Origin of the sequence: Desulfovibrio sp., assembly GCF_014803725.1 — a bacterium.
Classification (GTDB): Bacteria; Desulfobacterota; Desulfovibrionia; order Desulfovibrionales; family Desulfovibrionaceae; genus Desulfovibrio.
The window spans coordinates 81350-102295 of record NZ_JAAVBE010000006.1 but is presented as its reverse complement, the minus strand read 5'-3'; the positions used below and the strand labels follow the sequence as shown (position 1 = coordinate 102295).

Here is a 20946-nt window from a genome sequence, read left to right as displayed (position 1 = left end):
AGGATACTGCGGGGCCAACGCAAAGGGAGTGCAACATGCCTGACATCAAGAAAGTGGTCCTTGCCTATTCCGGGGGGCTTGATACCTCCGTCATCCTCAAATGGCTCATCGTCACCTACGGGTGCGAGGTCATCACCGTCACCGCCGATCTCGGCCAGCCCGAAGACCTCGCCGGCGTGGAGGAAAAGGCCCTGCGCACCGGCGCCTCCAAGGCCTATGTGCTCGACCTGCGCGAGGAGCTGGCCCGGGATTTCATCTTCCCCATGAACCGGTCGGCGGCGCGCTACGAAAACCGCTACATGCTCGGCACCTCCATCGCCCGGCCCTGCATCACCAAGGCCCTCATCGAGGTGGCCCGCGCCGAGGGCGCGGACGCCATCGCCCACGGCGCCACCGGCAAGGGGAACGACCAGGTGCGCTTCGAGTTCGCCGCCAAGGCCCTGGCACCGGAGATCCGGGTCATCGCGCCCTGGCGCGAGTGGGATCTTATGTCGCGCACGGCGCTCAACGCCTTCGCCGAAAAGCACGGCATCCCCATTTCCAAAGGCGCCAAGCGCTACAGCATGGACGCCAACATGCTGCACACGAGCTTTGAGGGCAGCGAATTGGAAGACCCGGGCAACGCCCCGCACGAATCCTGCCACGAGCGCTGCGTGCCCGTGGAGGAGGCGCCGGACACGCCCGAGATCATCGAAGTGGGCTTCGAGCGGGGCAACCCGGTCTCGGTCAACGGCGAGCGGCTGTCGCCCTACGAGATCATCCGCACCCTCGCCGAAATTGCCGGCCGCAACGGCATCGGCCGCGACGACATGGTGGAGAACCGCTATGTGGGCATGAAGTGCCGCGGCGTGTATGAAAACCCGGCCGGCACCCTGCTCTTCGCGCTGCACCGCGACCTTGAGGGTATCTGCATGGACCGCGAAATGCTCGCCATCCGCGACATGCTGGCTGTGCCCTACTCGCACGCCGTCTACAACGGCTACTGGTTTTCGCCCGAGCGCGAGGCCATGCAGGCCTTTTTCGACAAGTCGCAGGAAAATGTCACCGGCGTGGTGCGCGCCAAGCTCTACAAGGGCGGCGTGTGGCCGCTGGCCCGCACCTCGCCCACCTCGCTCTTCTCCGAGGACCTGGCCACCTTCGAGGGCGGCAACTACGACCACAAGGACGCGGCGGGCTTCATCCGCCTGAACGGCCTGCGCCTCGGCCTTTTCGCCGCGATACGCGACCGGGCGGGCAAGTAGGGGGGGCCATGGCAGGGCAGACCAACAGCACCTGGGGCGGCCGCTTCAGCGCGGGGCCGGCCGAGGCCGTCGCCGCCTATACGGATTCGGAGCGCTATGACCGCGCCCTCTGGCGGCAGGACATCCGCGCCTCCAAGGCGCATGCCCGCATGCTCGGGCGCCAGGGCGTGCTCACCGGGGAGGAGGCCGCCCGCATCGTGGAAGGGCTCGACAAGGTGGCGGAAGAGATACGCTCCGGCGCCTTTGTCTGGCGCCCCGAGCTGGAAGACGTGCACATGAACATTGAGGCCCGGCTCACCGAGCTCATCGGCGAGGCGGGCAAGAAGCTGCACACAGGCAGGAGCCGCAACGACCAGGTGGCCCTCACCTTCCGCCTCTTCGTGGCCGACGCGCTGGAAGCATGGCGCGCCGGCCTCGTTGCCCTGTGCGGGGCGCTAACGCGGCGCGCCGCCGAACACAGGGACGACATCCTGCCCGGCTGCACGCACCTTCAGCCGGCGCAGCCCGTGAGCCTCGCGCAGCACCTGCTGGCATATGCCTGGATGTTCCGGCGCGACGCCGGGCGGCTGGACGACACCCTCAGGCGCGTGCGTGTCTCCCCGCTGGGCGCGGCGGCGCTCGCCGGGACGACCTACCCGCTCGACCCGGCTGCCGTGGCCGAGGAGGTGGGCTTCGCCGGCATCCTCGCCAATTCCATGGACGCGGTCTCCGACCGGGACTTCGTGCTCGAGGCGCTCTTCGACGCGGCCACCATCATGATGCACCTCTCGCGCCTCTGCGAGGAGATCGTGCTCTGGGCGAACCCGGCCTTCGGCTTCGTGCGCCTGCCCGACGCCTTCTCCACGGGCTCGTCCATCATGCCGCAGAAGAAAAACCCGGACGTGGCCGAGCTCATGCGCGGCAAGACCGGCCGCGTGTACGGCGCGCTCATGGGGCTGCTCACGGTCATGAAGGGCCTGCCGCTCGCCTATAACCGCGACATGCAGGAGGACAAGGAGGCCTTTCTCGATACCGACGCCACGGTGTCGGCCTCGCTCTCCATCATGGCCGCCATGCTGGGCGAGCTCGAGTTCCGCGGCGAACGCATGCGCGAGGCCTGCAAGGCCGGCTTCATCAACGCCACGGAACTTGCCGACTATCTCGTGGCCAAGGGGCTGCCCTTCCGCGAGGCGCACCACGTCACCGGCCAGGCCGTGGCCGCCGCCGAGCGCGAAAACAAGGGCCTTGAGGACCTGACCCTGCCCGAGCTCGAGGCGCTTTCGCCGCGCATCGGCAATGATGTGTATGAAGTGCTCCAGTGCGCCGCCGCTGTGAGCCGCCGCGAGACGCCGGGCGGCACCGGGCCGCGCTCGGTGGCGCGCCAGCTGGAGGCTATGGGCCGCTGGCTCGAGGCGTGCGGCGCCGAGGCTGGCCGCTGATGCCCTGCCCCGCGCCTGAGGCCGCTGAGGGCGGCGCCGCTGCGGGCGCCTTCTGGCCCGAATGGCTGGAGGCCGCCCGGGTGGACGACAGCATAGTCGGGAGAGCCTATGAGGCGACTCCGGCCCGTTTTCGCGCCGCCCTCAAGACCGGCCTCGCGCTCGCGCATTTCCACTTCGGCGAAAGCCTGACGCGCCGGGAGGAGAGCGCGTGCAACGGGCGCCTGGGCTTTCGGCGGGCCGCCATATATGAGCCCGCGCCGTGGTCGCTCATGGTGTTTTCGCCGGCCTATGCGGCCGCGGCGAGGCTCACGGCGGCCTGCGTGGCCGCGCGGCTCGCCGGCGTGGCGCAGGTGGGCGCAATCTGCCTTGACGGCGAGCCTCAGGCGGGCGCCTTGGTGAGCCTCGAACTCAGCGGTGTGGAGGATATGTTCCAGCTTGAGGGCGACCGCTTCGCGGCCCTCATGGACGAACTTGTGGCGCGCCCCGGTACGCGGGCGCCCGGTCGCGTTGCGCTGCTCCATGCGGGCGAGCTGGACGAGGTGGCGAATGGCGTCCGCGCCCGCAGCATCCCCTGCTTTGAGGAATGCCGGGCCCCGCGGCTGCGCATCGAGGCAGATGCGGGCATCGACCGCGAAATCCTCGCCTTCGCCCACGGGGGCCCAGCCGCCCTCGACACCGCGCTCGCGGCCTCCGGGCCGGCCGATGCCGTGTACCGCGCAGCCGCCGCTTCGGCCACGCCCTCGCCCGAGGCGCCGCTGACGCTCTGCCCCGGCTGCGAGGGCTTCTGGCTGTATCCCGGGCTCGGGCCGGAATTTTTCACCGTTTCCCGGCAGGTTTTCGCGCCCTGGGCGCCCCGCGCCGCCGAAAACCCCGCATCCTGAACCGCGCCACGGCGCAAGGGAGGCCCCATGCCCCCAGCCGGCACCACGCGCCCCGCTTCTCCGCAAACCCCCGACAGTCCGGCCCTGAAGGCCATCCGCGCCATCCGCAATCTGGGCATCATCGCCCACATCGACGCGGGGAAGACCACCCTCACCGAGCGCATGCTCTTTTACAGCCGCAAGATCCACCGCATGGGCGAAGTGCACGACGGCTCGGCCACCATGGACTTCATGCCCGAGGAGCAGGAGCGCGGCATCACCATCGCCTCGGCCTGCACCACCTGCCAGTGGGCGGGCGCCACCCTCAATATCATCGACACGCCGGGGCACGTGGACTTCACCATCGAGGTGGAGCGCAGTCTGCGCGTGCTCGACGGCGCGGTGGGCGTGTTCTGCGCGGTGGGCGGCGTGGAGCCGCAGTCAGAAACGGTGTGGCGCCAGTCCGAGCAGTTCGGGGTGCCCAAGATCGCCTTCGTGAACAAGATGGACAGGCCCGGCGCGGATTTCGCCGCCGTGCTTGAGGCCATGCGCGGACGCCTCAAGGCCAATGCCGTGGCCGTGACCGCGCCCCTCGGCCAGGGGGACGCCTTCACGGGCGTGCTCGACCTCATCGGCCGCGAGACCCTGACCTTCAGCACGGAAGACCAGGGCAGCACCGTCACGCGCGCGCCCTGGGCGCCCGAAGAGGAGGCACTGGGCGCGCCCTGGCGCGAGCAGTTGCTGGAACGCCTCGCCGAGGCGGACGACGCTTTTCTCGAGCTCTGGCTGGAGGGTTCACCCACCGAGGCCGACATCCGCGCGGCCTTGCGCCGCGCCACGCTGGCCCGCGCGCTGGTGCCGGTGTTTTGCGGTTCGGCGCTGCGCAATACCGGCGTCCAGCCGCTGCTCGACGGCGTGCGCGACTATCTGCCCTCGCCGCTGGACGTGCCGCCGCCCCTTGGCGTGACGCCGGACGGCGAGGAAGTGCGCATCGAGCCTGACCCGGCCGCCCCGCTTGCCGCGCTGGTCTTCAAGGTGGTGGTGGAGAACGGCCGCAAGCTCGCTTTCGCCCGCGTCTATGCCGGAGCAGTGCGCGAGGGGGAGACCGTGCGCGTGCTCGGCCTCTCGCCGGAGGGCGCCCCGAGAGAACAGGCGGAGCGCGTGGGCCGCATCTTCCGCCTGCATGCGGACAGGCGCGAACAGCTCGAGAGCGTGGGCACGGGCGACATCGCGGCCCTCGTGGGCCTGCGCTCGGCCCGAACAGGCGACACCTGCTGCGGCCGCGGCCGGGACGTGCGCCTGGAGGCCATCGCCGTGCAGCCGCCCGTCATCACCCTGGCCCTCGAGCCGCGCAACGCCGACGAAGGCAAGACCCTTGACGAAGCCCTTGCCCGCTACGCCGAGGAAGACCCCACCCTCGCCGTCAGCCTTGACGAGGATTCCGGCCTGCGCATGGTCTCGGGCATGGGCGAGCTCCATCTGGACGTTCTGCTGGAGCGCATGCGGCGCGAGTACGGCATCGGGCCGCGCGCCGGCCAGCCGCAGGCCGTGCTGCGCGAGACCGTGAGCCGCGAAGGCTCCGCCCAGGTGGTCTTTGACCGCGAATTCGGGAAGGAGCGCCAGCAGGGCGACGTGAGCGTAAGCGTGGCGCCACGCGCGCGGGACGCCGGGAATCTCGTGCGCGTGGGTGATTTTCTGCCCGCGGACGAGCGCGAGGCGCGCAAGCTGCTGCCGCAGGCCTATCTCGAGGCCGCGCTGGAAGGCGTGCGCGACGGCCTGCAAAGCGGCGTGGCCACGGGCTGGCCCGTGGTGGACGTGGAAGTGGTGCTCACCGGCGTTGCGCGCACCGAAGGCCTCACCACCCTGCCCGGCTGTCGCATGGCCGCGGCCCAGGCCCTGCGCGAGGCGCTGACCGAAGCGCGCCCCCTCACCCTCGAGCCCATCATGAAGACGGAAATCACCGTGCCCGAGGAATTTCTCGGCGCGGCCATCGGGCTCTTCACCGCGGCGTCGGGCAAGGTGGAAGACGTGGAGGATCAGGCCGGCCGCAAGCTCCTGCGGGGCACGGCGCCCCTCCGGCGGCTCTTCGGCTTTTCCACGGCATTGCGCTCGGCCACGCAGGGCCGCGCGGGCCTCACGCTCAGCTTCGACCGCTTTGACGCGCCGTAGGCGCCTCCGCCCCGGGCCTAGCCGCCAATGAGCTGCATGGCCATCTGCGGCAGGGAATTCGCCTGCGAGAGCATGGCGACCGCGGCCTGGGTGAGGATCTGGTTGCGCACGAACTCGGTCATTTCGGTGCCCACATCCACGTCGGAAATGCGCGATTCGGCCGCCTGGAGGTTTTCAGCCTGGGTGGCCAGGTTGGTGATGGTATTTTCGAGCCGGTTCTGGATGGCTCCCAGATGGGCGCGGATCTTGTCCTTGGAGATGATGGCCTCGTTGATGCCGGCAAGCGCCCTTTGCGCTGCCTCCTGCGTGGAGACCGTGTAAGCGTCGCCATAGACGGTTTCCGTGCCGCCGATCTCTATTTCTTTGGTGACCACTTCCGCAGGGCCGTACGTGTTGCCCTGCGCATCCGTATACACATCGCCGCGCACAAGGAGCTGCAGGGGTATCGTTCCGGCCTCATCGGCGTAAGCGGGAAGCCTTTGCCCCTGGTATTGCACTTCGTAGGCCTGCAAAGGCCCCTGCGGCGTGTGATTCCAGCCATATTTGATCGAGGCATATCCGCCCGCGTGCTCGCTGATGAGGAGCAGGCTCCCGTCATTGCCGTCTCTTGTGCCATCCGTATATACCGGGTGAATGTGATCCTCACCGATAACCGGAGTATAGGCCCTTCCCCCCAGGGTAAGGTAGCCTGTTTGCGCCGTCAGCTCCTCGCCCGCGGGAGAAAAGGCCACCGTTTTCGTCCGCGGGCGCACCATCACGGCCTGATTGCCCACGCCGAGCGCCGCGGCGGTGCAGCCGCCGATCTCGATGTAATAATAATCTTCCGCGCTGTCATTGCCCGACCCGAAATGGATCTTGAGCCTGCCCCTGGCATCGAGCCCGGAGCCGTCATGTGCGCCGGAAAGGGAGCCGTCCAGCAGCTTGACGCCGTTGAAGTCCGTAGCATTGGCGATGCGCGTGATTTCTGACGCCATCTGCTGGTATTCGGACTCAATCATCAGGCGCTGGGTGGAATCATAGGTGCCCGTGGCGGCCTGCTCGGCAAGCTCCTTCAGGCGCACCAGCTTTTCATCGATGACGCCCAAGGCTCCGTCGGCCGTCTGGATAAGGGAAATGGCGTCGTTGGCGTTGCGCGAGCCCTGCATCATGGCGGCGATGTCCGCGCGCTGCAATTCCCTGATGGCGAGGCCGGCGGCGTCGTCGGCGGCGCTGTTGACGCGCAGGCCCGTCGACAGCCTTTGCGTGGACTGCGCAAGGCGCCCGTAATGCGCGTTGAGCGACCGGGCCACATTGCCCGCCATGAGATTGTGATTGACGACCAGCGACATTTTTCCCCGGGTGTTTTCCCGAGGCAATCCATGCAAAAATCATGCTGAATATGGCGGAAGTCGCGGCGAAAGGCAGCGAAGCGACGCCGCCCGGGGACAAAAAAGCGCCGGCCCGTAAGGGACCAGCGCCGGAGAAGATTCAAGACGCGGGGAGGGATGGCTCCCGGCCGTCAGATGCGGTCGCAATAGACGTTTTCGAGAAAGCTCTCCATGGCTTCGTCGGCGTTGCCGATAAAGTCCTTGAGCGGAAAGCGCCTGCCGCACACGGGGCAGCGCATGCGCACCTCGCGGCAGGAACGCTCGATAACAAGCGGCGCCCCGCACGAGGGGCACGGCACGGTGGTTTGCGCTTCCCTTGGGCCGAAATAGGACATGGCACGCGCCTCCGAGATTGGGGATACGCCGCACTGGGAGCCCCCCAATGGGGCTCCCGGCGGGCATTTCAGGGCCGAAGAGGCAAGCCCTGAAAAGGTATGGAAGGCGGCCGCGCGGGCCGCGTTGCGCTGCACAGATGGCTCAGGCGCCTAGTTGGGCTGGCTCCTGATGAAGGTGGGGATTTCAAAATCGTCTTCATCATAGATGAAGTCGTCATGGCCGGGGCGGTGCGGGCGGCGCAGCTGCGGGTCCGGCGTGCCCCGCCTGAGATAGGCCGGAAGATCGTCATTTCCCCCATGCCAGCGCTGCACGGCCTCGCGGCGGGAGGCGGGGCGCACGCCGCGTTCCTGGTGCGCGGCTTCCTCGAGGTGCACGAGGCTCCCCTGCTGGGGGCGGCGCGGGCGTGCGGGCGTGGTCATGGCGTCGGGCCCGGGCTGGCGGAAGTCGGTCACGCGGGCCTGGCCCTCCTGCACGGGCTCGGGCTGGATCTGGGGCTGCCCGGGCTCGATGCCCGTGGCGATGACCGTGAGGTGCAACTCGTCGCCGATATTGTCGTCAAACACCACGCCGAAGATGATGTTGGCCTCCTGCGGGGCGGCGTCGGCGATGAGGGTGCCGATTTCCTCGATCTCCTCGGCGGTGATGTCCATGGGCGCCGTGATGTTGTAGAGGATGGCCTTGGCGCTCTCGAGCGACACGTCGTCGAGCAGCGGGCTGCTGATGGCGCGCTGCGCGGCCTCGCGGGCGCGGTTCTCGCCCGAGGCCATGCCCGTGCCCATGAGGGCCGGCCCGGCCTCGCTCATGGTGGTGCGCACGTCGGCGAAGTCGAGGTTGATGAGGCCCTCGCTCACGATCACGTCCGANATGCCCTTCACNGCNTAATAGAGCACGTCNTTGGCGCGCTGGAGCATTTCGGTGAACGGCACCTTGNNCATCTTGGGCGCGCCGGTGCGNAGGCGGTCATTGGGGATGGTGATGAGGCAGTCCACATGCTTGCGAAATTCCTCAAGNCCGGCCTCGGCCGCGCGCTTGCGCTTGACGCCCTCCCAGCTGAAGGGCGTGGTNACGACGCCCACGGTGAGCGCGCCAAGCTCCTTGGCGGCCTGGGCCACCACGGGCGCCGCGCCCGTGCCCGTGCCGCCGCCCATNCCGGCGGTGACNAANACCATGTCGGCATCGCCGATGGCNTCGCGGATGGCGTTGACGCTTTCCACGGCGGCCTCGCGCCCGATGGCCGGGTTGGCGCCGGCGCCGAGGCCCTTGGTGAGNTTTTCGCCAAGCTGNACCTTGAGGGCCCTGTCGTTCTTGTTCAGGGCCTGAAGGTCGGTATTGGCGCAGACGAANTGCACACCGCGCAGGCCGGAATNGATCATGTGGCGCACNGCGTTGCCGCCGCCNCCGCCGACGCCGATGACCTTGATTTTCGCGTTGCCNGACATGCTGGTGTCGATATCGTCAACAATGGACTGCGTCATCTTGCCTCTCCTTGGTTGCTGTCCCCGAGTGCCCGCCTCTGGCGCCCGCGTGNTGCANGGCGCCTAGGAAATATCCGAAAACCATTTTTTCATGCGCGCGAGAACGCCGTCGAAAATGCCGGTCTCGTTGCGCACGCTGAACTTTTTCTGGCCCGCGAGCTCGCGCTCCGCCCCGTAGCGCAGAAGCCCGACGGCCGTGGAAAACTTGGGGCTGTTGACCACATCCTTGAGGCCCGTCACATTGCGCGGATAGCCGATGCGCGTGGGCAGCCCGAAAATCTGTTCGCCAAGCTCCTGGCAGCCGTCCATGAGGGCCGTGCCGCCGGTGAGCACCACGCCCGCGCCGATGAGCTTCTTGTAGCCCGAGCGCTCCAGCGACTGGTCCACGAGGTAGAGGATCTCCTCCATGCGCGGCTCGCAGATCTCGGTCAAAAGGCGCCGCGACAGGCGCTGCGGCTCGCGGCCGCCCACGCTGGGCACCTCGATGAGCTCGTCCCCGGGGCCGAGCAGGTCGGTGAGGGCGCAGCCGTACTTGACCTTGATCTTCTCCGCCGCGGCCACGGGCGTGCGCAGGCCGAAGGCGATGTCGTTGGAGAGGTTCTGCCCGCCGAGCGCCAGCACCGCCGTATGCTTGATGGCGTCGTTGGCGAAGATGGCGATGTCGGTGGTGCCCCCGCCAAGGTCGACGAGGGCCACGCCGATCTCGCGCTCCTCCTCGGTGAGCACGGCCTTGGCCGANGCGAGNGACTCGAGCGCGATGTCGGCCACCTCAAGCTGGCTCCTGTGGCAGGAGCGCACGATGTTCTGCGCCGAGGAGACCGCGCCGGTCACGATATGCACGTCCACCTCGAGGCGCACGCCGGCCATGCCAAGCGGGTCGGCGATGCCGCGCTGGCTGTCCACGATATATTCCTGCGGCAGGATGTGGATGACCTCGCGGTCGAGCGGGATGGCCACGGCCCGGGCGGCGTCGAGCGCGCGGTCCACGTCGCGCTGCGTCACTTCGCCGCCCTTGACGGCGATGATGCCGTGGCTGTTGATGCCCATGATGTGGCTNCCCGCTATGCCCACATAGACNGAGTGGATCTGGCAGCCGGCCATGAGTTCCGCGTCTTCCACGGCCTTGCGGATGGACTGCACCGTCTGCTCGATATTGACCACCACGCCCTTGCGCAAGCCCGTGGAGACGCTGGTGCCGATGCCCACCACGTCCACCTGGCCCGTGTCGGTGAGCTCGCCCACCACGGCGCAGATTTTCGTCGTTCCGATGTCAAGGCCGACGATGAGCGCGGATTTGTTCATCTTCCTCTCCTCACTGGCCCGGGGCGCCGCCCTGCGGCATATCGCCNCGCCGCGCGGGCTGGTTGCGGATAACCCAGACATTTCCATCCACTGCGCGCGCTTCCCGCACCCCGCCAAGTTCGTGCCGCCGCGCCAGGTCCCCCAGGGCCATGCCGAGCCGTGAAAGGTTGCCCTCCCAGTCGTCCGTGGCGATGGAAAGGCGCATTTCCCGGTCTTCCAGATAGAGCTCCACCCCGCGCGACGGGCTCAGCGTCACCTGCGCGATGGCGCCCGCCTCTATGGGCAGGCCGCCCCCCTGCACATCCTTGAGCAGCCGCGCCAGATAGGGCGTNTCGTCCTCGGCGCCGGGCTCGATGCGCAGGGTCGGCAGGGAGAGAAAATTCCTGCTCTCCACCGGGGCGATGATGCCGCCGCGCTCGTTGGCGTAATACAGCACGCCGTCCTTGTGNACCCAGAACGAGGGCATCCGCTCCTTGAGCTTGATGACGAACCTGTCCGGCANNAGNCGCTTGACCGAAGCCTCCTCCACCCANGGGGTGTCGCGCAGGTTGCGCTCCACNTCGGCGATGCTCACCGCCAGGCTGTTGTCCCCCTCGCCGATGCCCCCGTACTGGAGCACCATCTCGCGCGAAAGCCGCACATTGCCCGCCACGTCCACATGCNTGGTGGCGAAAAAATCACTGGTCAGGGCCTTGCCGTAGAGCCAGAGCGAGACCGCGCATATCCCGGCGAGGGTCACGCCCGCCGCCAGCAGGATGAGGATGCCTGCCACGAGCGTCCGCCAGGTGATGCCGCCTATCCTGCGCGCCTGCGAGCCCGCCCCCTGGGCTCCCCCAGCGCTGCTGCCGGCGGGGCGCCGCAGGAAGGAAAACATCCGCCCAAGGCCCGCAAAGCGCGCCTCCTTGGGCGCCGTATAGGCATTGCGGGACTTGCGGCCGCCGCGCCTCAACGCAGCCGGCACGGGACTATCCTGACCTCCGGCACAAGCTCGTGGCCGAAGCGCCGGCGCACCGCCTCCCGCGCCTCGGCAAGGAGCGTCAGCGCCGCGTGAGCGCTGCCCCCGCCCTCATGCACCAGAAAATTCGCGTGCATGGGCGAAAAAGCCATGCCCCCCAACCTTCGCCCGCGAAACCCCGCCTCTTCGAGGAGCTTGCCGGCGGCCACTCCGGGCGCGGGATTCTTGAAGGCGCAGCCCGCGCTCCAGGCCGTTACGGGCTGTTTAGACTTTTTCTCAAAAAAGTTGAGACGCATGCGTTTAGCAATGCCATCCTTTGTGGCGGGGGTCAAGCCAAATATGGCTTCCAGCACAAGAAAATCGCGTATTTCTTCGCCGTCCGCATCCATGATGGCGAGGTTTCGGTACGCCGGCCTGAGGGCTGGGGCGCCGACTTCCATGATTCGCCCCCCCCTGGCGAGCACCAGCCGCTCCACGCGGGCGCAGGTCTCCACGCCGAAGGAGCCCGCGTTCATGGCCACGGCCCCCCCCACGCTGCCCGGAATGCCGGCGATCCCCTCGAGGCCCGAAAGGCCGTTCGCAGCGCAAAAACGCAGCAGTCGCGGCAGCGGCACTCCGGCCCCGGCCCGCACGAGGAACTTCTTCCCCTCTTCCCCGATGATCTCCGGCCCGTCGGTGAAAGCCGCGCGCACCAGCACGAGGGGGAGCTCGCCGTCCCCGGCGAGGAGGTTGCTCCCGCGCCCGATGAAGAGCGCTTCGCCCCCGAGCCGCGCAAGGTGTTCGGGGAGCGCCAGCGCGTCCTCGTGAGTTTCCAGCACGAGCTCGGCGATGGCCGTGCCCCCGAGGCGAAGGGTGGTGCGTTCCGCAAGGCGCGGCGCCGCAATTTCACGCATGCTCGGCCCCGTTGAGCCACGCGGGCCCGAGGCGGGTGATGGAGCCAGCGCCGAGCGTGAGGAGCACGTCGCCGTGCTTCAGCTCCTCCCCGAGGGCGCCGAGCAGGTCGTCCAGGGTGCGGCAATAGCGCAGGGGCGTATCGCACACCTGGCCAATGCCCTCGGCGAGGCTCTGGCCGGAGACGCCGGGGATGGGCTTTTCCGAGGCGGCGTAGATCTCCGTGAGCAGCAGGGCGTCGGCGAGGTCGAAGACCTTGCAGAATTCGCCGAAGTGCGCCTGCGTGCGGCTAAAGCGGTGCGGCTGGAAGGCCGCCACGATGCGCCGCCCCGGGAAGACCTCGTGCGCCGTGCGCAGGGTGGCCGCGATCTCGGCCGGATGATGGCCGTAATCGTCCACTACCGTTACGCCCTCGCGCTCGCCCTTGAACTCGAAGCGCCGCCCCACCCCGCGAAAGCCCGCAAGCCCCTCGGCGCACACCTCGAAGGGGATGTCGGCCGCGAGAGCCGCGCCGATGGCGGCCAGCGCGTTGAGGATATTGTGCCGCCCCGGCTGGGGCACCGTGGCCTCGCCGAGCCTTACCCCGCGGTGCCACACGGCGAAACGGCTTTTGGCGCCGCATTCCAGCGGCTCGGCGCGCAGGTCGTTTTCCTCGCCCAAGCCGTAGGTCGCCACGGGCCGCTTGACGCGCGGCAACAGCGCGCGCACCCCGGGGTCGTCGCCGCAGACGATGTTCAGCCCGTAGAACGGCACCTTGTTCATGAAACGCACGAAGGCCTCGTCCAGGGCCTCGCGGTTTTGGTAGTGATCCATGTGGTCGTCGTCCACATTGGTGACCACATTGATGATGGGCAAAAGGCAGAGGAAGGAGCCGTCCGACTCGTCCGCCTCGGCGATGAGGTAGTCGCCCCGGCCGAGATGCGCGTTGGCGCCGTAGACATTGAGGCGCCCGCCGATGATGACCGTGGGGTCGAGGCCGGCGGTATCGAAAATGGAGGCCGTGAGCGAGGTGGTCGTGGTCTTGCCGTGGGTGCCGGCAATGGCGATGCCCTGCCGAAGGCGCATGAGCTCGGCGAGCATTTCCGCGCGGGGGATGACCGCGATATTGCGCCGGCGCGCCTCCACGACCTCAGGATTGTCTTCGGCTATGGCCGTGGACTTGACGAGCACTTGCACGTCGCCCACGTTCTCGGCGGCGTGGCCCACGGCCACCACGGCCCCGAGCGCGCGCAGATGGCGCACCACGGCGGATTCGGCCATGTCCGAGCCGGAGATGCCGTAGCCCTCGCTGAGCAGCACTTCGGCGATGCCGCTCATGCCCGCGCCGCCGATGCCCACCATGTGGATATGCCGGATCTTGCTCTTCATGTCCCCCCCAGCAAAAATTCGTCCCTGAAAGATCCCTGACAGATGCCGGGGCTTGTCAGCGCGCCACGCCCGTGAGCGCGTCCGCCACGGCGGCGGCGGCGTCGGTGCGCGCAAGCCCGCGCGCCGCCCGGCCCATGCCCGCAAGCGCGGCAGGGTCGGCAAGAAGGCCCAGAAGCAGCGCCGCCATGTGCGCCCGCGGAAAGTCCCGCTCCTGCACGAGGCGGCCGGCCCCGGCCGCGGCCACCACTTCGGCGTTGCGCGTCTGGTGGTCATGGATGGCCGCGGGAAAAGGCACGAGCACGGACGGCAGCCCGGCGGCGCACAGCTCGGCCACGGTGCTGGCGCCTGCCCGGCAGAGCGCGAGATCCGCCCAGGCATAGGCCTCGGCCATGTCGTCGATGAAGGCGCTCACGCAGTCGGGCGCATAGCCCGCTTCGGCATAGGCCGCGCGCGTGGCGTCAAGGTCTTTCTCGCCGCACTGGTGGCGGATCTCCACGCCAGCGGCCTTGAGCCGGTCAAGCAATCCGGGCATAAAGGCGTTCAGGCTGTGCGCGCCCTGCGAGCCCCCGAGCACGAGCAGCCTTTTCGTGCCGCGCGTTGCCGCGTCCTTGCGCATGGCTGCCACGCCGGCGATGGCCGCGCGCACCGGGTTGCCGGTGAGCACGCATTTTTCCGCCGGAAAGCCCCGCGTGCCGGGGAGCGAAATGCAGACTTTGCGCGCCAGCCGCGCGAGAACCCGGTTGCTCGTGCCGGCTACGGCGTTCTGCTCGTGAAGCACTGCGGGCACGCCACAAAGGCGCGCCGCCAGCATGGGCGCAAAAGCCGCATAGCCGCCGAAGCCCGCCACGGCATCGGGGCGGAAGCCGCGCACGAGGGCGAGGGCCTTACCCACGGCCACGCTCATACGCGCCGCGGCGCCCACGGCACGCAGGCCCCGGCCGAGAAAGCCCCGCACGGGCAGCCCGGCGAACTCGATGCCCGCGCGGGCGCAGAGCCGGGCCTCGGGGCCGTACTCGGAGCCCACGAAGAGCAGCCGCGCGTCAGGCGTGCGACGGCGCAGCTCCTCGGCGACGGCGAGCGCGGGAAAGATGTGGCCGCCAGTGCCGCCGGTGGTCAGGAGGATCTTGTCCATGCGCCCGCCGTGCGCGAAAAGTTGAGCAAAAGGCCCACGCAGAGCATGGTGGCGATGAGGTTGCTGCCGCCATAGCTCATGAGCGGCATGGGCACGCCCTTGGGGGGCGCCACGCCCATGACCACGGCGAGGTTCATCACCGCGCCCATGACAAGGATGGTGGTGATGCCGAAGGCCGTGAAGCGGTCGCGCAGCTCGCGCTGGCCCATGATGATGCGGTAGCAGCGCCAGAACAGCAGCGCGAAGAGCCCCATGACGATGGTCACGCCCACGAAGCCCATTTCTTCGGCGAGCACGGCCATGATGAAGTCGTTGTGGGCTTCCGGCAGGTAGAACATCTTTTGCCGGCTGGCGCCCACGCCCACGCCGAAAAAGCTCCCCGAGCCGATGGCGAGCAGGGATTGCACGAGCTGGTAGCCCGTATTGTGCGCGTCCTGGAAGGGATCGAGAAAGGCCAGGAGGCGCCTGAGCCGGTAAGGCTCGGCAATGGCGAGGGCCATGGCGCCCGCGCAGGCGAGCCCCAGGGAGAAGAAGATATAGATGAAGCGGGTGCCCCCGGCCACGCACATGAAGAACAGGATGCCGGCGAGCACAACGGCGCTCCCGAAATCGGGCTGCAGCAGGAGCAGGAAGCAGAAGAGCCCGGTCACGGCGAAGGGCGGGATGACGCCCCTGCTGAAGGTCTTGATGAGCTGCTGCTTGGTGCTCATGAAATAGGCGAGATAGAGCGCCAGCGCGATCTTCACGAACTCCATGGGCTGGATGGAGACGGGCCCCAGGCGGATCCAGCGCTTGGCGCCGTTGATGGAGGGCGCCAGCGGCGAAAGCGTGATGAGCACGAGCAAAAGGGCGAAGAAGAGCGCCGGATACTGGAGCCGGTAGAGCCAGTCGCGCGGCAGGAGCGCCGCGCACCAGAGCGCCACGCCGCCCAGCGCCGCAAACAGTACCTGGCGCTTGAAGAAGTGGTACTTGTCGCCGTTGGCCTGCTCGGCCACGATGCCGCTTGCCGAGAGCACCATGACAAGGCCCACGGCGAGGATGGCGAGGGCGATGGTGAAGAGCCACCAGTCAAAGGAGGCCGGCCCGTTCCCCTCCCCGGCATGGTTCACCGCCCGGGCCACGGGGCTCTTGGCCTGTGCCGAGGGCGCCTGGGGCTTCACAAAGACATTCTTCATGCCAGTTCCCCCACGATGCGTTTGAAATCGTCGCCGCGGGCCATGTAATTTTTGTAGAGGTCAAAACTCGACGTTGCCGGGGCGAGCAAAACCGCGTCTCCGGGCTTCGCCGCGCCGGCCAGCTCCCGCACGGCTTCGGCGAGGGTCGCGTGCCAGCCCATGGGCACCACGCCGGCCCACGCCCTCTCGAATTCCTCGCGGCTCGCACCGAACAGGCCCACCTGCACCACCTTTTCCCGCAAGAGCGGCACAAGGGCCGCAAGGTCGCCGCCCTTGAACTTGCCCCCGCAGAGCAGGCGCACCGGCCGGTCGAAGGCGCGCAGGGCCACTTCCAGCGCGGCCACGGTGGTGCACTTGGAATCATTGACAAAAAGCACGCCGCCGCGCTCGGCCACGCGCTCGAGCCTGTGCGGCAGCGGGCGGAAGCCGGCCACGGCGCGGGCCGCATTGGCCTCGCTCACGCCGAACAGCCGGCAGGCCTGCCACGCGGCCTCGGCGTTTAAGGCGTTGTGGGCGCCCATGAGGCCGCTGTGCGGGAAGCGCGAGGGCCCCTCCTCCACCCAGACCTTGCGGGCGCGCACCGGCCACGCCGCGGAAAGCCCGCGCACGCTCTCGCCGAGCACGGCAAGGTCGCTCTCGTCCTGGCAGCGGAACAGGCGGAACTTGGCCTCGGCGTATTCGTCCATATCCTTGTGATAATCCAGGTGGTTGGGCGAGATATTCAGCAGGATGGCCGCGCGCGGGCAAAAGGTGGAGCAGCCCTGAAGCTGGAAACTGGAGACCTCGAGCACCAGCACGTCGGCCTTGCGGCCCGCGAGCACATATTCCGAAAGCGGCGTGCCGATATTGCCTCCGAGAAAGACCGAATAGCCCTGCGCCTGGAGCATGGCGGCCGCCAGCGAGGCCGTTGTCGTCTTGCCGCTGGTGCCGGTGACGGCGAGCACGGGCTCGTCGTCGAGCGAGCGCCAGGCGAGTTCCATCTCGGCGAGAATTTCCGGTGCCCGGGCGCCGGGAGCCACGGTGGCCTCCACCAGCGGCGCGATGGCCGCCACGGGCAGCCCCGGGCTCGGGATGACCCAGGCCGCGCCCGCGAATTGGGCGGGCGTGTGCTCGCCGAGCTGCACGTCCACGCCGTCGGCGCGCAGTTCCGCAAGCTGGGCTTCGCTCAGCGCGTCCGCCTTTTTGTCCAGCAGGCGCACCTCGGCGCCCAGTTTGCGCAAGAGCCGTGCTGCGGCGAGGCCCGACCGGCCCGCGCCCACCACCACGGCGAGTTCGCCCGCTTGCGGCTTTGGGCCGCGGCTGTGCTCCAGTGCCATTGTCGCTCCTCAGCGCAGTTTCAGGACGGACAGGGCCAGCATGCCAAGCAGGATGGAGAGTATCCAGAACCGGATGATGATCTTGGATTCCGGCACGCCCTTGAGTTCAAAATGATGGTGCAGCGGCGCCATGCGGAAGATGCGCTTGCCGCCCGTCCAGCGGAAATAGCCCACCTGCAGGATGACCGAGAGTGTTTCGGCCACAAAGATGGCGCCCACCACGGCGAGGAGCAGCTCCTGCTTGCAGAGCAGGGCGAGGTAGCCGAGCACGCCGCCGATGGAGAGCGAGCCCACGTCGCCCATGAAGACCTGCGCCGGATAGGCGTTGAACCAGAGAAAACCCAGGCCCGCCCCGGCGAGCGCCGCGCAGAACACCGTGACCTCGCCCACGCCCGGGATGTAGGGCATGAGCAGGTAGGCGGAAAAGCGCGCGTTGCCGGTGACATAGATGAAGATGGCGAACACCAGGGCCGCGATGATGGCCGGCCCGATGGCGAGGCCGTCCAGCCCGTCTGTGAGGTTGACGGCGTTGGACGCCGCCACCATGAGGAAGATGCCGAAGGGCAGGTAGAACCAGCCGAGATCGGGCGCCCAGCTCTTGACAAAGGGGATGGTGAGCCGGCTGTCGAAGGCCGGGTTTTCCCAGAGCATCCAGATGGCGCAGAAGGCCACGAGGATCTGCGCGGTGAACTTGGCCTTGGCCGAAATGCCCCGGTTCTGGTGGTGGCGGAGCTTGGTAAGGTCGTCCCACAGGCCCACGGCGCCAAAGCCCACGAACACGAAGAGCGTCTGCCAGACATAGCGGTTGGCGAGGTCGCCCCACAAGAGCAGGCTCACGGCAAGGCTGAACAGGATGAGCAGGCCGCCCATGGTGGGCGTACCGGCCTTGGCGGCATGCGCGGCCACGTCCTCATGGATGTACTGACCGCACTTGAGGCGCCGGAGCCACGCGATGAAGCGCGGCCCCACGAGGATGGAAATGACGAGCGCTGTGATGAGCGCCGCCATGGAGCGGAAGGAGATGTAGCGGAAGACGTTGAACGCCGTCCATTCCGCTGCAAGCGGGGCGAACAGGCTATAAAACACGCCCTTCCTCCCTGCCCTGCCCTGCCTGGGCCTTTTCCAGCGCGGCCAGCAGTTCTTCCAGCCGGTTGGCGCGCGAGCCCTTGAAGAGCACGACGGCCCCTTGGGGGAAACTTGCCTCCGCCTCCCATGCGCGCGCGAAGTCCTCCGGGCCGGTCACGGGCTTCCAGCGGACGTCGGGATGCGGATTTTCCGCCGCGAGCCCTGCGTGAACATCCTCGCCATGGCCGCCCTTCCAGTAGATTGCATCCACGCCAAGGCGCCCGAGCAGGCGACCCAGGTCTTCATGATGCTTGGCCGATTCCGCCCCCAGTTCGCCCATTTCGCCGAGCACGGCCACGAGCGGGAGGCCCGCACCCCGGGCCTCCTCCGCCGCCGCTTCGAGCATGCGGCGCATGGAGAGGGGATTGGCGTTATAGGTGTCGTCGATGACGCGCCACGGCCCGAGCTCTTTGCGGGCCGAGCGTTGCGGGGGCAGCGGCGCTTCAGCGAAGCCCCGGCGGATCTCCTCTTCGGAAAGGCCGAGCAGGTGCGCGGCCGCTGCGGCGGCGATGGCGTTTTCCGCGCCGTAGGCCCCGCGGAAGGGCGTTGCGGCCTCCAGTCCCTTGCCCGCGAGCTCAAGATGGAAGTTCCCGGCTCTCTCGCCCATGCGCGCGCTGTAGGGGGTATCGGCCCCGGCAGCGGTGAAATAGACGGGCCTGGCGCCCGAGGCTTGGGCCTCGGCCACGAGGTCCGCATAATCCGCGCTCACCAGCGCCGTGCCCCCGGGCGCCAGGTGGGAGAGCAGACGCGCCTTATGCCAGGCCACGCCCTTGCCGCCAAGGCCCTCGGTATGGCCCGGGCCCACATTGAGGATGACAGCGAGGTCAGGCCTGAGGATGGCCGCAAGCTCGTCCATGTCGCCCTCGTGGCTGATGCCCGCCTCCATGACCCAGAAGGGCTCGTCGCCGTCCGTATCCAGCACGGCGCAGGGCATGCCGATCTGGTTATTGTGGTTGAGCGGCGTTTTTGCGGTCTTGCCGCGCACTGCGAGGATGGCGGCGAGCGCTTCCTTGAGCGTGGTCTTGCCGGCCGTGCCCGTAATGCAGACGACTTTTGCGGCCGTCCTGTCGCGCCAATGGGCGGCGAGCCGCCCCAAGGCCTTGACGGTATCCGGCACCACGAGCACGGGCACGCCCAGGGCCGAGACTTCCGGGAGCGGACGGGACGCGAGCACGGCCCCGGCGCCGCGCTCCACGGCGGATGCGGCAAAATCATGGCCGTCCACGCGCGCGCCCGGCACGCAAACGAAGAGAGCGCCCGGGCAGGCCTCCCGGCTGTCCGTCACGGCGCGGGCGAGCACACGGCCCTCGTGGGCGGCACAGGCTTCCGCAGACAGGCCCAGCGCCTGCGCCATTTCTCCAACGGTCATTCGCACCGCAAAAGCTCCCGCACCACTTCCTGATCGCTGTAGTGGTGCTTCACGCCCTTGATGATCTGGTAATCCTCATGGCCCTTGCCGGCGATGAGCAGGGCGTCCTCCCGGCCGAGCATGGCGAGGGCCCTGGACGTGGCCGCGCGGCGGTCCGCCTCGACCACCACCTCGCGCGCGCCCGCAAGGCCGGGCAGCACATCCTCAAGGATGGCTTCCGGCTCCTCGTTGCGCGGGTTGTCCGAGGTGAGCACGGCCACGTCCGCATGCCGCGCCACGGCCTCGCCCATGAGCGGGCGCTTGGTCCTGTCGCGGTTGCCGCCGCAGCCGAAGACCGTGATGATGCGGGCAAAACCGGCACCGCGCAGGGCCGTGAGCACATTGACGAGCGCGTCCGGTGTGTGGGCGTAATCCACAAACACATGCAGGCCCCGGGGGTTGTCCACCCGCTCGAGGCGCCCGCAGACGCCGTTGAAACTCTCCAGCGCGCCCATGGCCGCGGGCGCAAGCCCGAGCTCCAGCGCCATGGCCTGCGCGGTGAGCAGGTTGGCCGCGTTGAAGGCGCCCACGAGCGGCGAGCGCAACTCCCACTCCTCGCCCGCGAAGTGCATGCGCAAATGCGTGCCCCCCGTGCCGGAGGAGAGCAGTTCGCCCCAGAGATGCCGCCGCCCCGGCGCCCCGCGCCCGAGCCCGTAGGAAAGGGCGGTGGAGCAAAGCTCCAGGAGGCGCCGGCCCCAGGGGTCGTCGGCATTGACGGCCATGACCTTGTCGGCGCGCGGCAATTCGAGGAAGAGCCGCGCCTTGGCCTTGAAATAGCTTTCCATGTTTTCATGGAAATCGAGGTGGTCCTGCGTGAGATTGGTAAAGGCCGCGCCGGCGAAACTGACCCCGGAGACCCGCTGCTGCGCCAGCGCATGCGACGAGACCTCCATGAACACCATGTCCACGCCGGCCCCGGCCATGCGCGCGAGCATGGCATGCAGGGAGAGCGGGTCAGGCGTGGTGAGGGGCGCGGCCTCGCTGTGGCCCGGCCAGCGGTAGGTTACAGTGCCGAGCACACCCACGCGGTGGCCGGCTGCCGTGAACAGGTGCTCCAGGAGGGCCGCGGTGGTGGTCTTGCCGTTGGTGCCGGTGATGCCCACCACGCGCAGCGGCAGCTCATCGGTGCGGAAGCGTGCCGCCGCGAGCCGCCACAGGGCCTCGCGCGGGTCCTCATGGGCGATGAAGCGGCAGGAGGAAGTCCCAGCGCCTTGCGCCGCTTCCGGCCGGCAGACGACGATGCCCGCGCCCGCCGCCACGGCCTGCGGGATAAAGCGGCTGCCGTCCTCGCTCGCCCCGGGCACGGCCACAAAGATGTCGCCGGGCGCGACCTGACGCGAATCCGCGCGGATTTCGCGCACGCCGGCACGCACGGCCGCGAGCAGGGCCTCAAAATCCCGTTCCATCA

The 20946-nt window shown here is 68.5% G+C and carries 16 protein-coding genes and 2 pseudogenes; 4 read left to right on the top strand and 14 right to left on the bottom strand.

Features of this window, described 5'->3' with window-relative positions; translation table 11 throughout:
* Nucleotides 1-35 precede the first annotated feature (35 nt).
* Genes HDR50_RS02705 through fusA form a run of 4 tightly spaced genes read left to right on the top strand, consistent with a single transcriptional unit; the run spans nt 36 to nt 5688 of the window.
* Nucleotides 36-1241, top strand: a complete 1206-nt coding sequence (locus tag HDR50_RS02705; protein WP_291355687.1) for an argininosuccinate synthase — start codon at nt 36-38, stop codon at nt 1239-1241.
* 8 nt (nt 1242-1249) lie between these two features.
* Nucleotides 1250-2659, top strand: coding sequence for an argininosuccinate lyase (argH, locus tag HDR50_RS02700; RefSeq protein WP_291355686.1), 1410 nt, complete (start codon nt 1250-1252; stop codon nt 2657-2659).
* Nucleotides 2659-3540, top strand: coding sequence for a hypothetical protein (locus HDR50_RS02695; protein WP_291355685.1), 882 nt, complete (start codon nt 2659-2661; stop codon nt 3538-3540). Before argH ends, HDR50_RS02695 begins: the two co-directional genes overlap by 1 nt.
* 27 nt (nt 3541-3567) lie before the next feature.
* Nucleotides 3568-5688, top strand: a complete 2121-nt coding sequence (gene fusA / locus HDR50_RS02690; RefSeq protein WP_291355684.1) for an elongation factor G — start codon at nt 3568-3570, stop codon at nt 5686-5688.
* A 17-nt stretch (nt 5689-5705) separates the two neighbouring features.
* Here the strand turns inward: fusA and HDR50_RS02685 are convergent.
* From HDR50_RS02685 to HDR50_RS02620, 14 genes and pseudogenes are all read right to left on the bottom strand, one after another.
* Nucleotides 5706-6005, bottom strand: a pseudogene (locus HDR50_RS02685) (flagellin); the annotation flags it as partial.
* 441 nt (nt 6006-6446) lie between these two features.
* Nucleotides 6447-7016: pseudogene (locus HDR50_RS02680) on the bottom strand (flagellin); the annotation flags it as partial.
* A gap of 170 nt (nt 7017-7186) precedes the next feature.
* On the bottom strand, nt 7187-7390 hold the full coding sequence (locus HDR50_RS02675; protein ID WP_291355682.1) for a dual CXXC motif small (seleno)protein: 204 nt from the start codon (nt 7388-7390) through the stop codon (nt 7187-7189).
* A 150-nt stretch (nt 7391-7540) separates the two neighbouring features.
* Complete coding sequence (gene ftsZ / locus HDR50_RS02670) at nt 7541-8866, bottom strand: cell division protein FtsZ (protein ID WP_291355680.1); 1326 nt, start codon at nt 8864-8866, stop codon at nt 7541-7543.
* A 63-nt stretch (nt 8867-8929) separates the two neighbouring features.
* On the bottom strand, nt 8930-10168 hold the full coding sequence (gene ftsA, locus HDR50_RS02665) for a cell division protein FtsA (protein WP_165078915.1): 1239 nt from the start codon (nt 10166-10168) through the stop codon (nt 8930-8932).
* A gap of 10 nt (nt 10169-10178) precedes the next feature.
* Nucleotides 10179-11129, bottom strand: a complete 951-nt coding sequence (locus HDR50_RS02660; RefSeq protein ID WP_291355676.1) for an FtsQ-type POTRA domain-containing protein — start codon at nt 11127-11129, stop codon at nt 10179-10181.
* Nucleotides 11114-12016 carry a UDP-N-acetylmuramate dehydrogenase gene (gene murB / locus HDR50_RS02655; RefSeq protein WP_291355674.1) on the bottom strand — a complete coding sequence of 301 codons (903 nt, stop codon included), beginning with the start codon at nt 12014-12016 and terminating at the stop codon, nt 11114-11116. Before murB ends, HDR50_RS02660 begins: the two co-directional genes overlap by 16 nt.
* Nucleotides 12009-13382, bottom strand: coding sequence for a UDP-N-acetylmuramate--L-alanine ligase (gene murC / locus HDR50_RS02650; protein WP_291355672.1), 1374 nt, complete (start codon nt 13380-13382; stop codon nt 12009-12011). The genes murB and murC overlap by 8 nt, the downstream gene beginning before the upstream one ends.
* A gap of 55 nt (nt 13383-13437) precedes the next feature.
* Entirely contained in the window at nt 13438-14514 is a 1077-nt protein-coding gene (gene murG, locus HDR50_RS02645; protein WP_291355670.1) for an undecaprenyldiphospho-muramoylpentapeptide beta-N-acetylglucosaminyltransferase, read from the bottom strand.
* Nucleotides 14496-15689, bottom strand: a complete 1194-nt coding sequence (gene ftsW / locus HDR50_RS02640; RefSeq protein WP_291355668.1) for a putative lipid II flippase FtsW — start codon at nt 15687-15689, stop codon at nt 14496-14498. Before ftsW ends, murG begins: the two co-directional genes overlap by 19 nt.
* Nucleotides 15686-17005: a UDP-N-acetylmuramoyl-L-alanine--D-glutamate ligase gene (murD, locus tag HDR50_RS02635; protein WP_291355666.1), complete on the bottom strand. Its 1320-nt coding sequence runs from the start codon at nt 17003-17005 to the stop codon at nt 15686-15688. Before murD ends, ftsW begins: the two co-directional genes overlap by 4 nt.
* Before the next feature lie 9 nt (nt 17006-17014).
* A complete protein-coding gene (gene mraY / locus HDR50_RS02630) occupies nt 17015-18091 on the bottom strand; it encodes a phospho-N-acetylmuramoyl-pentapeptide-transferase (protein WP_291355664.1) in 1077 nt (358 codons plus the stop codon).
* Nucleotides 18081-19499: a UDP-N-acetylmuramoyl-tripeptide--D-alanyl-D-alanine ligase gene (murF, locus tag HDR50_RS02625; RefSeq protein ID WP_291355662.1), complete on the bottom strand. Its 1419-nt coding sequence runs from the start codon at nt 19497-19499 to the stop codon at nt 18081-18083. The genes mraY and murF overlap by 11 nt, the downstream gene beginning before the upstream one ends.
* A complete protein-coding gene (locus HDR50_RS02620; RefSeq protein WP_291355716.1) occupies nt 19496-20944 on the bottom strand; it encodes a UDP-N-acetylmuramoyl-L-alanyl-D-glutamate--2,6-diaminopimelate ligase in 1449 nt (482 codons plus the stop codon). Before HDR50_RS02620 ends, murF begins: the two co-directional genes overlap by 4 nt.
* Nucleotides 20945-20946 lie beyond the last annotated feature (2 nt).

What these genes read in the sequence shown, in the direction of transcription:
- HDR50_RS02705 (WP_291355687.1), top strand. Translation starts at nt 36, where the DNA reads ATGCCTGACATCAAGAAAGTGGTCCTTGCCTATTCCGGGGGGCTTGAT.
- argH (WP_291355686.1), top strand. Translation starts at nt 1,250, where the DNA reads ATGGCAGGGCAGACCAACAGCACCTGGGGCGGCCGCTTCAGCGCGGGG.
- HDR50_RS02695 (WP_291355685.1), top strand. Translation starts at nt 2,659, where the DNA reads ATGCCCTGCCCCGCGCCTGAGGCCGCTGAGGGCGGCGCCGCTGCGGGC.
- fusA (WP_291355684.1), top strand. Translation starts at nt 3,568, where the DNA reads ATGCCCCCAGCCGGCACCACGCGCCCCGCTTCTCCGCAAACCCCCGAC.
- HDR50_RS02675 (WP_291355682.1), bottom strand. Translation starts at nt 7,390, where the DNA reads ATGTCCTATTTCGGCCCAAGGGAAGCGCAAACCACCGTGCCGTGCCCC.
- murB (WP_291355674.1), bottom strand. Translation starts at nt 12,016, where the DNA reads ATGCGTGAAATTGCGGCGCCGCGCCTTGCGGAACGCACCACCCTTCGC.
- murC (WP_291355672.1), bottom strand. Translation starts at nt 13,382, where the DNA reads ATGAAGAGCAAGATCCGGCATATCCACATGGTGGGCATCGGCGGCGCG.
- murG (WP_291355670.1), bottom strand. Translation starts at nt 14,514, where the DNA reads ATGGACAAGATCCTCCTGACCACCGGCGGCACTGGCGGCCACATCTTT.
- ftsW (WP_291355668.1), bottom strand. Translation starts at nt 15,689, where the DNA reads ATGAAGAATGTCTTTGTGAAGCCCCAGGCGCCCTCGGCACAGGCCAAG.
- murD (WP_291355666.1), bottom strand. Translation starts at nt 17,005, where the DNA reads ATGGCACTGGAGCACAGCCGCGGCCCAAAGCCGCAAGCGGGCGAACTC.
- murF (WP_291355662.1), bottom strand. Translation starts at nt 19,499, where the DNA reads ATGACCGTTGGAGAAATGGCGCAGGCGCTGGGCCTGTCTGCGGAAGCC.
- HDR50_RS02620 (WP_291355716.1), bottom strand. Translation starts at nt 20,944, where the DNA reads ATGGAACGGGATTTTGAGGCCCTGCTCGCGGCCGTGCGTGCCGGCGTG.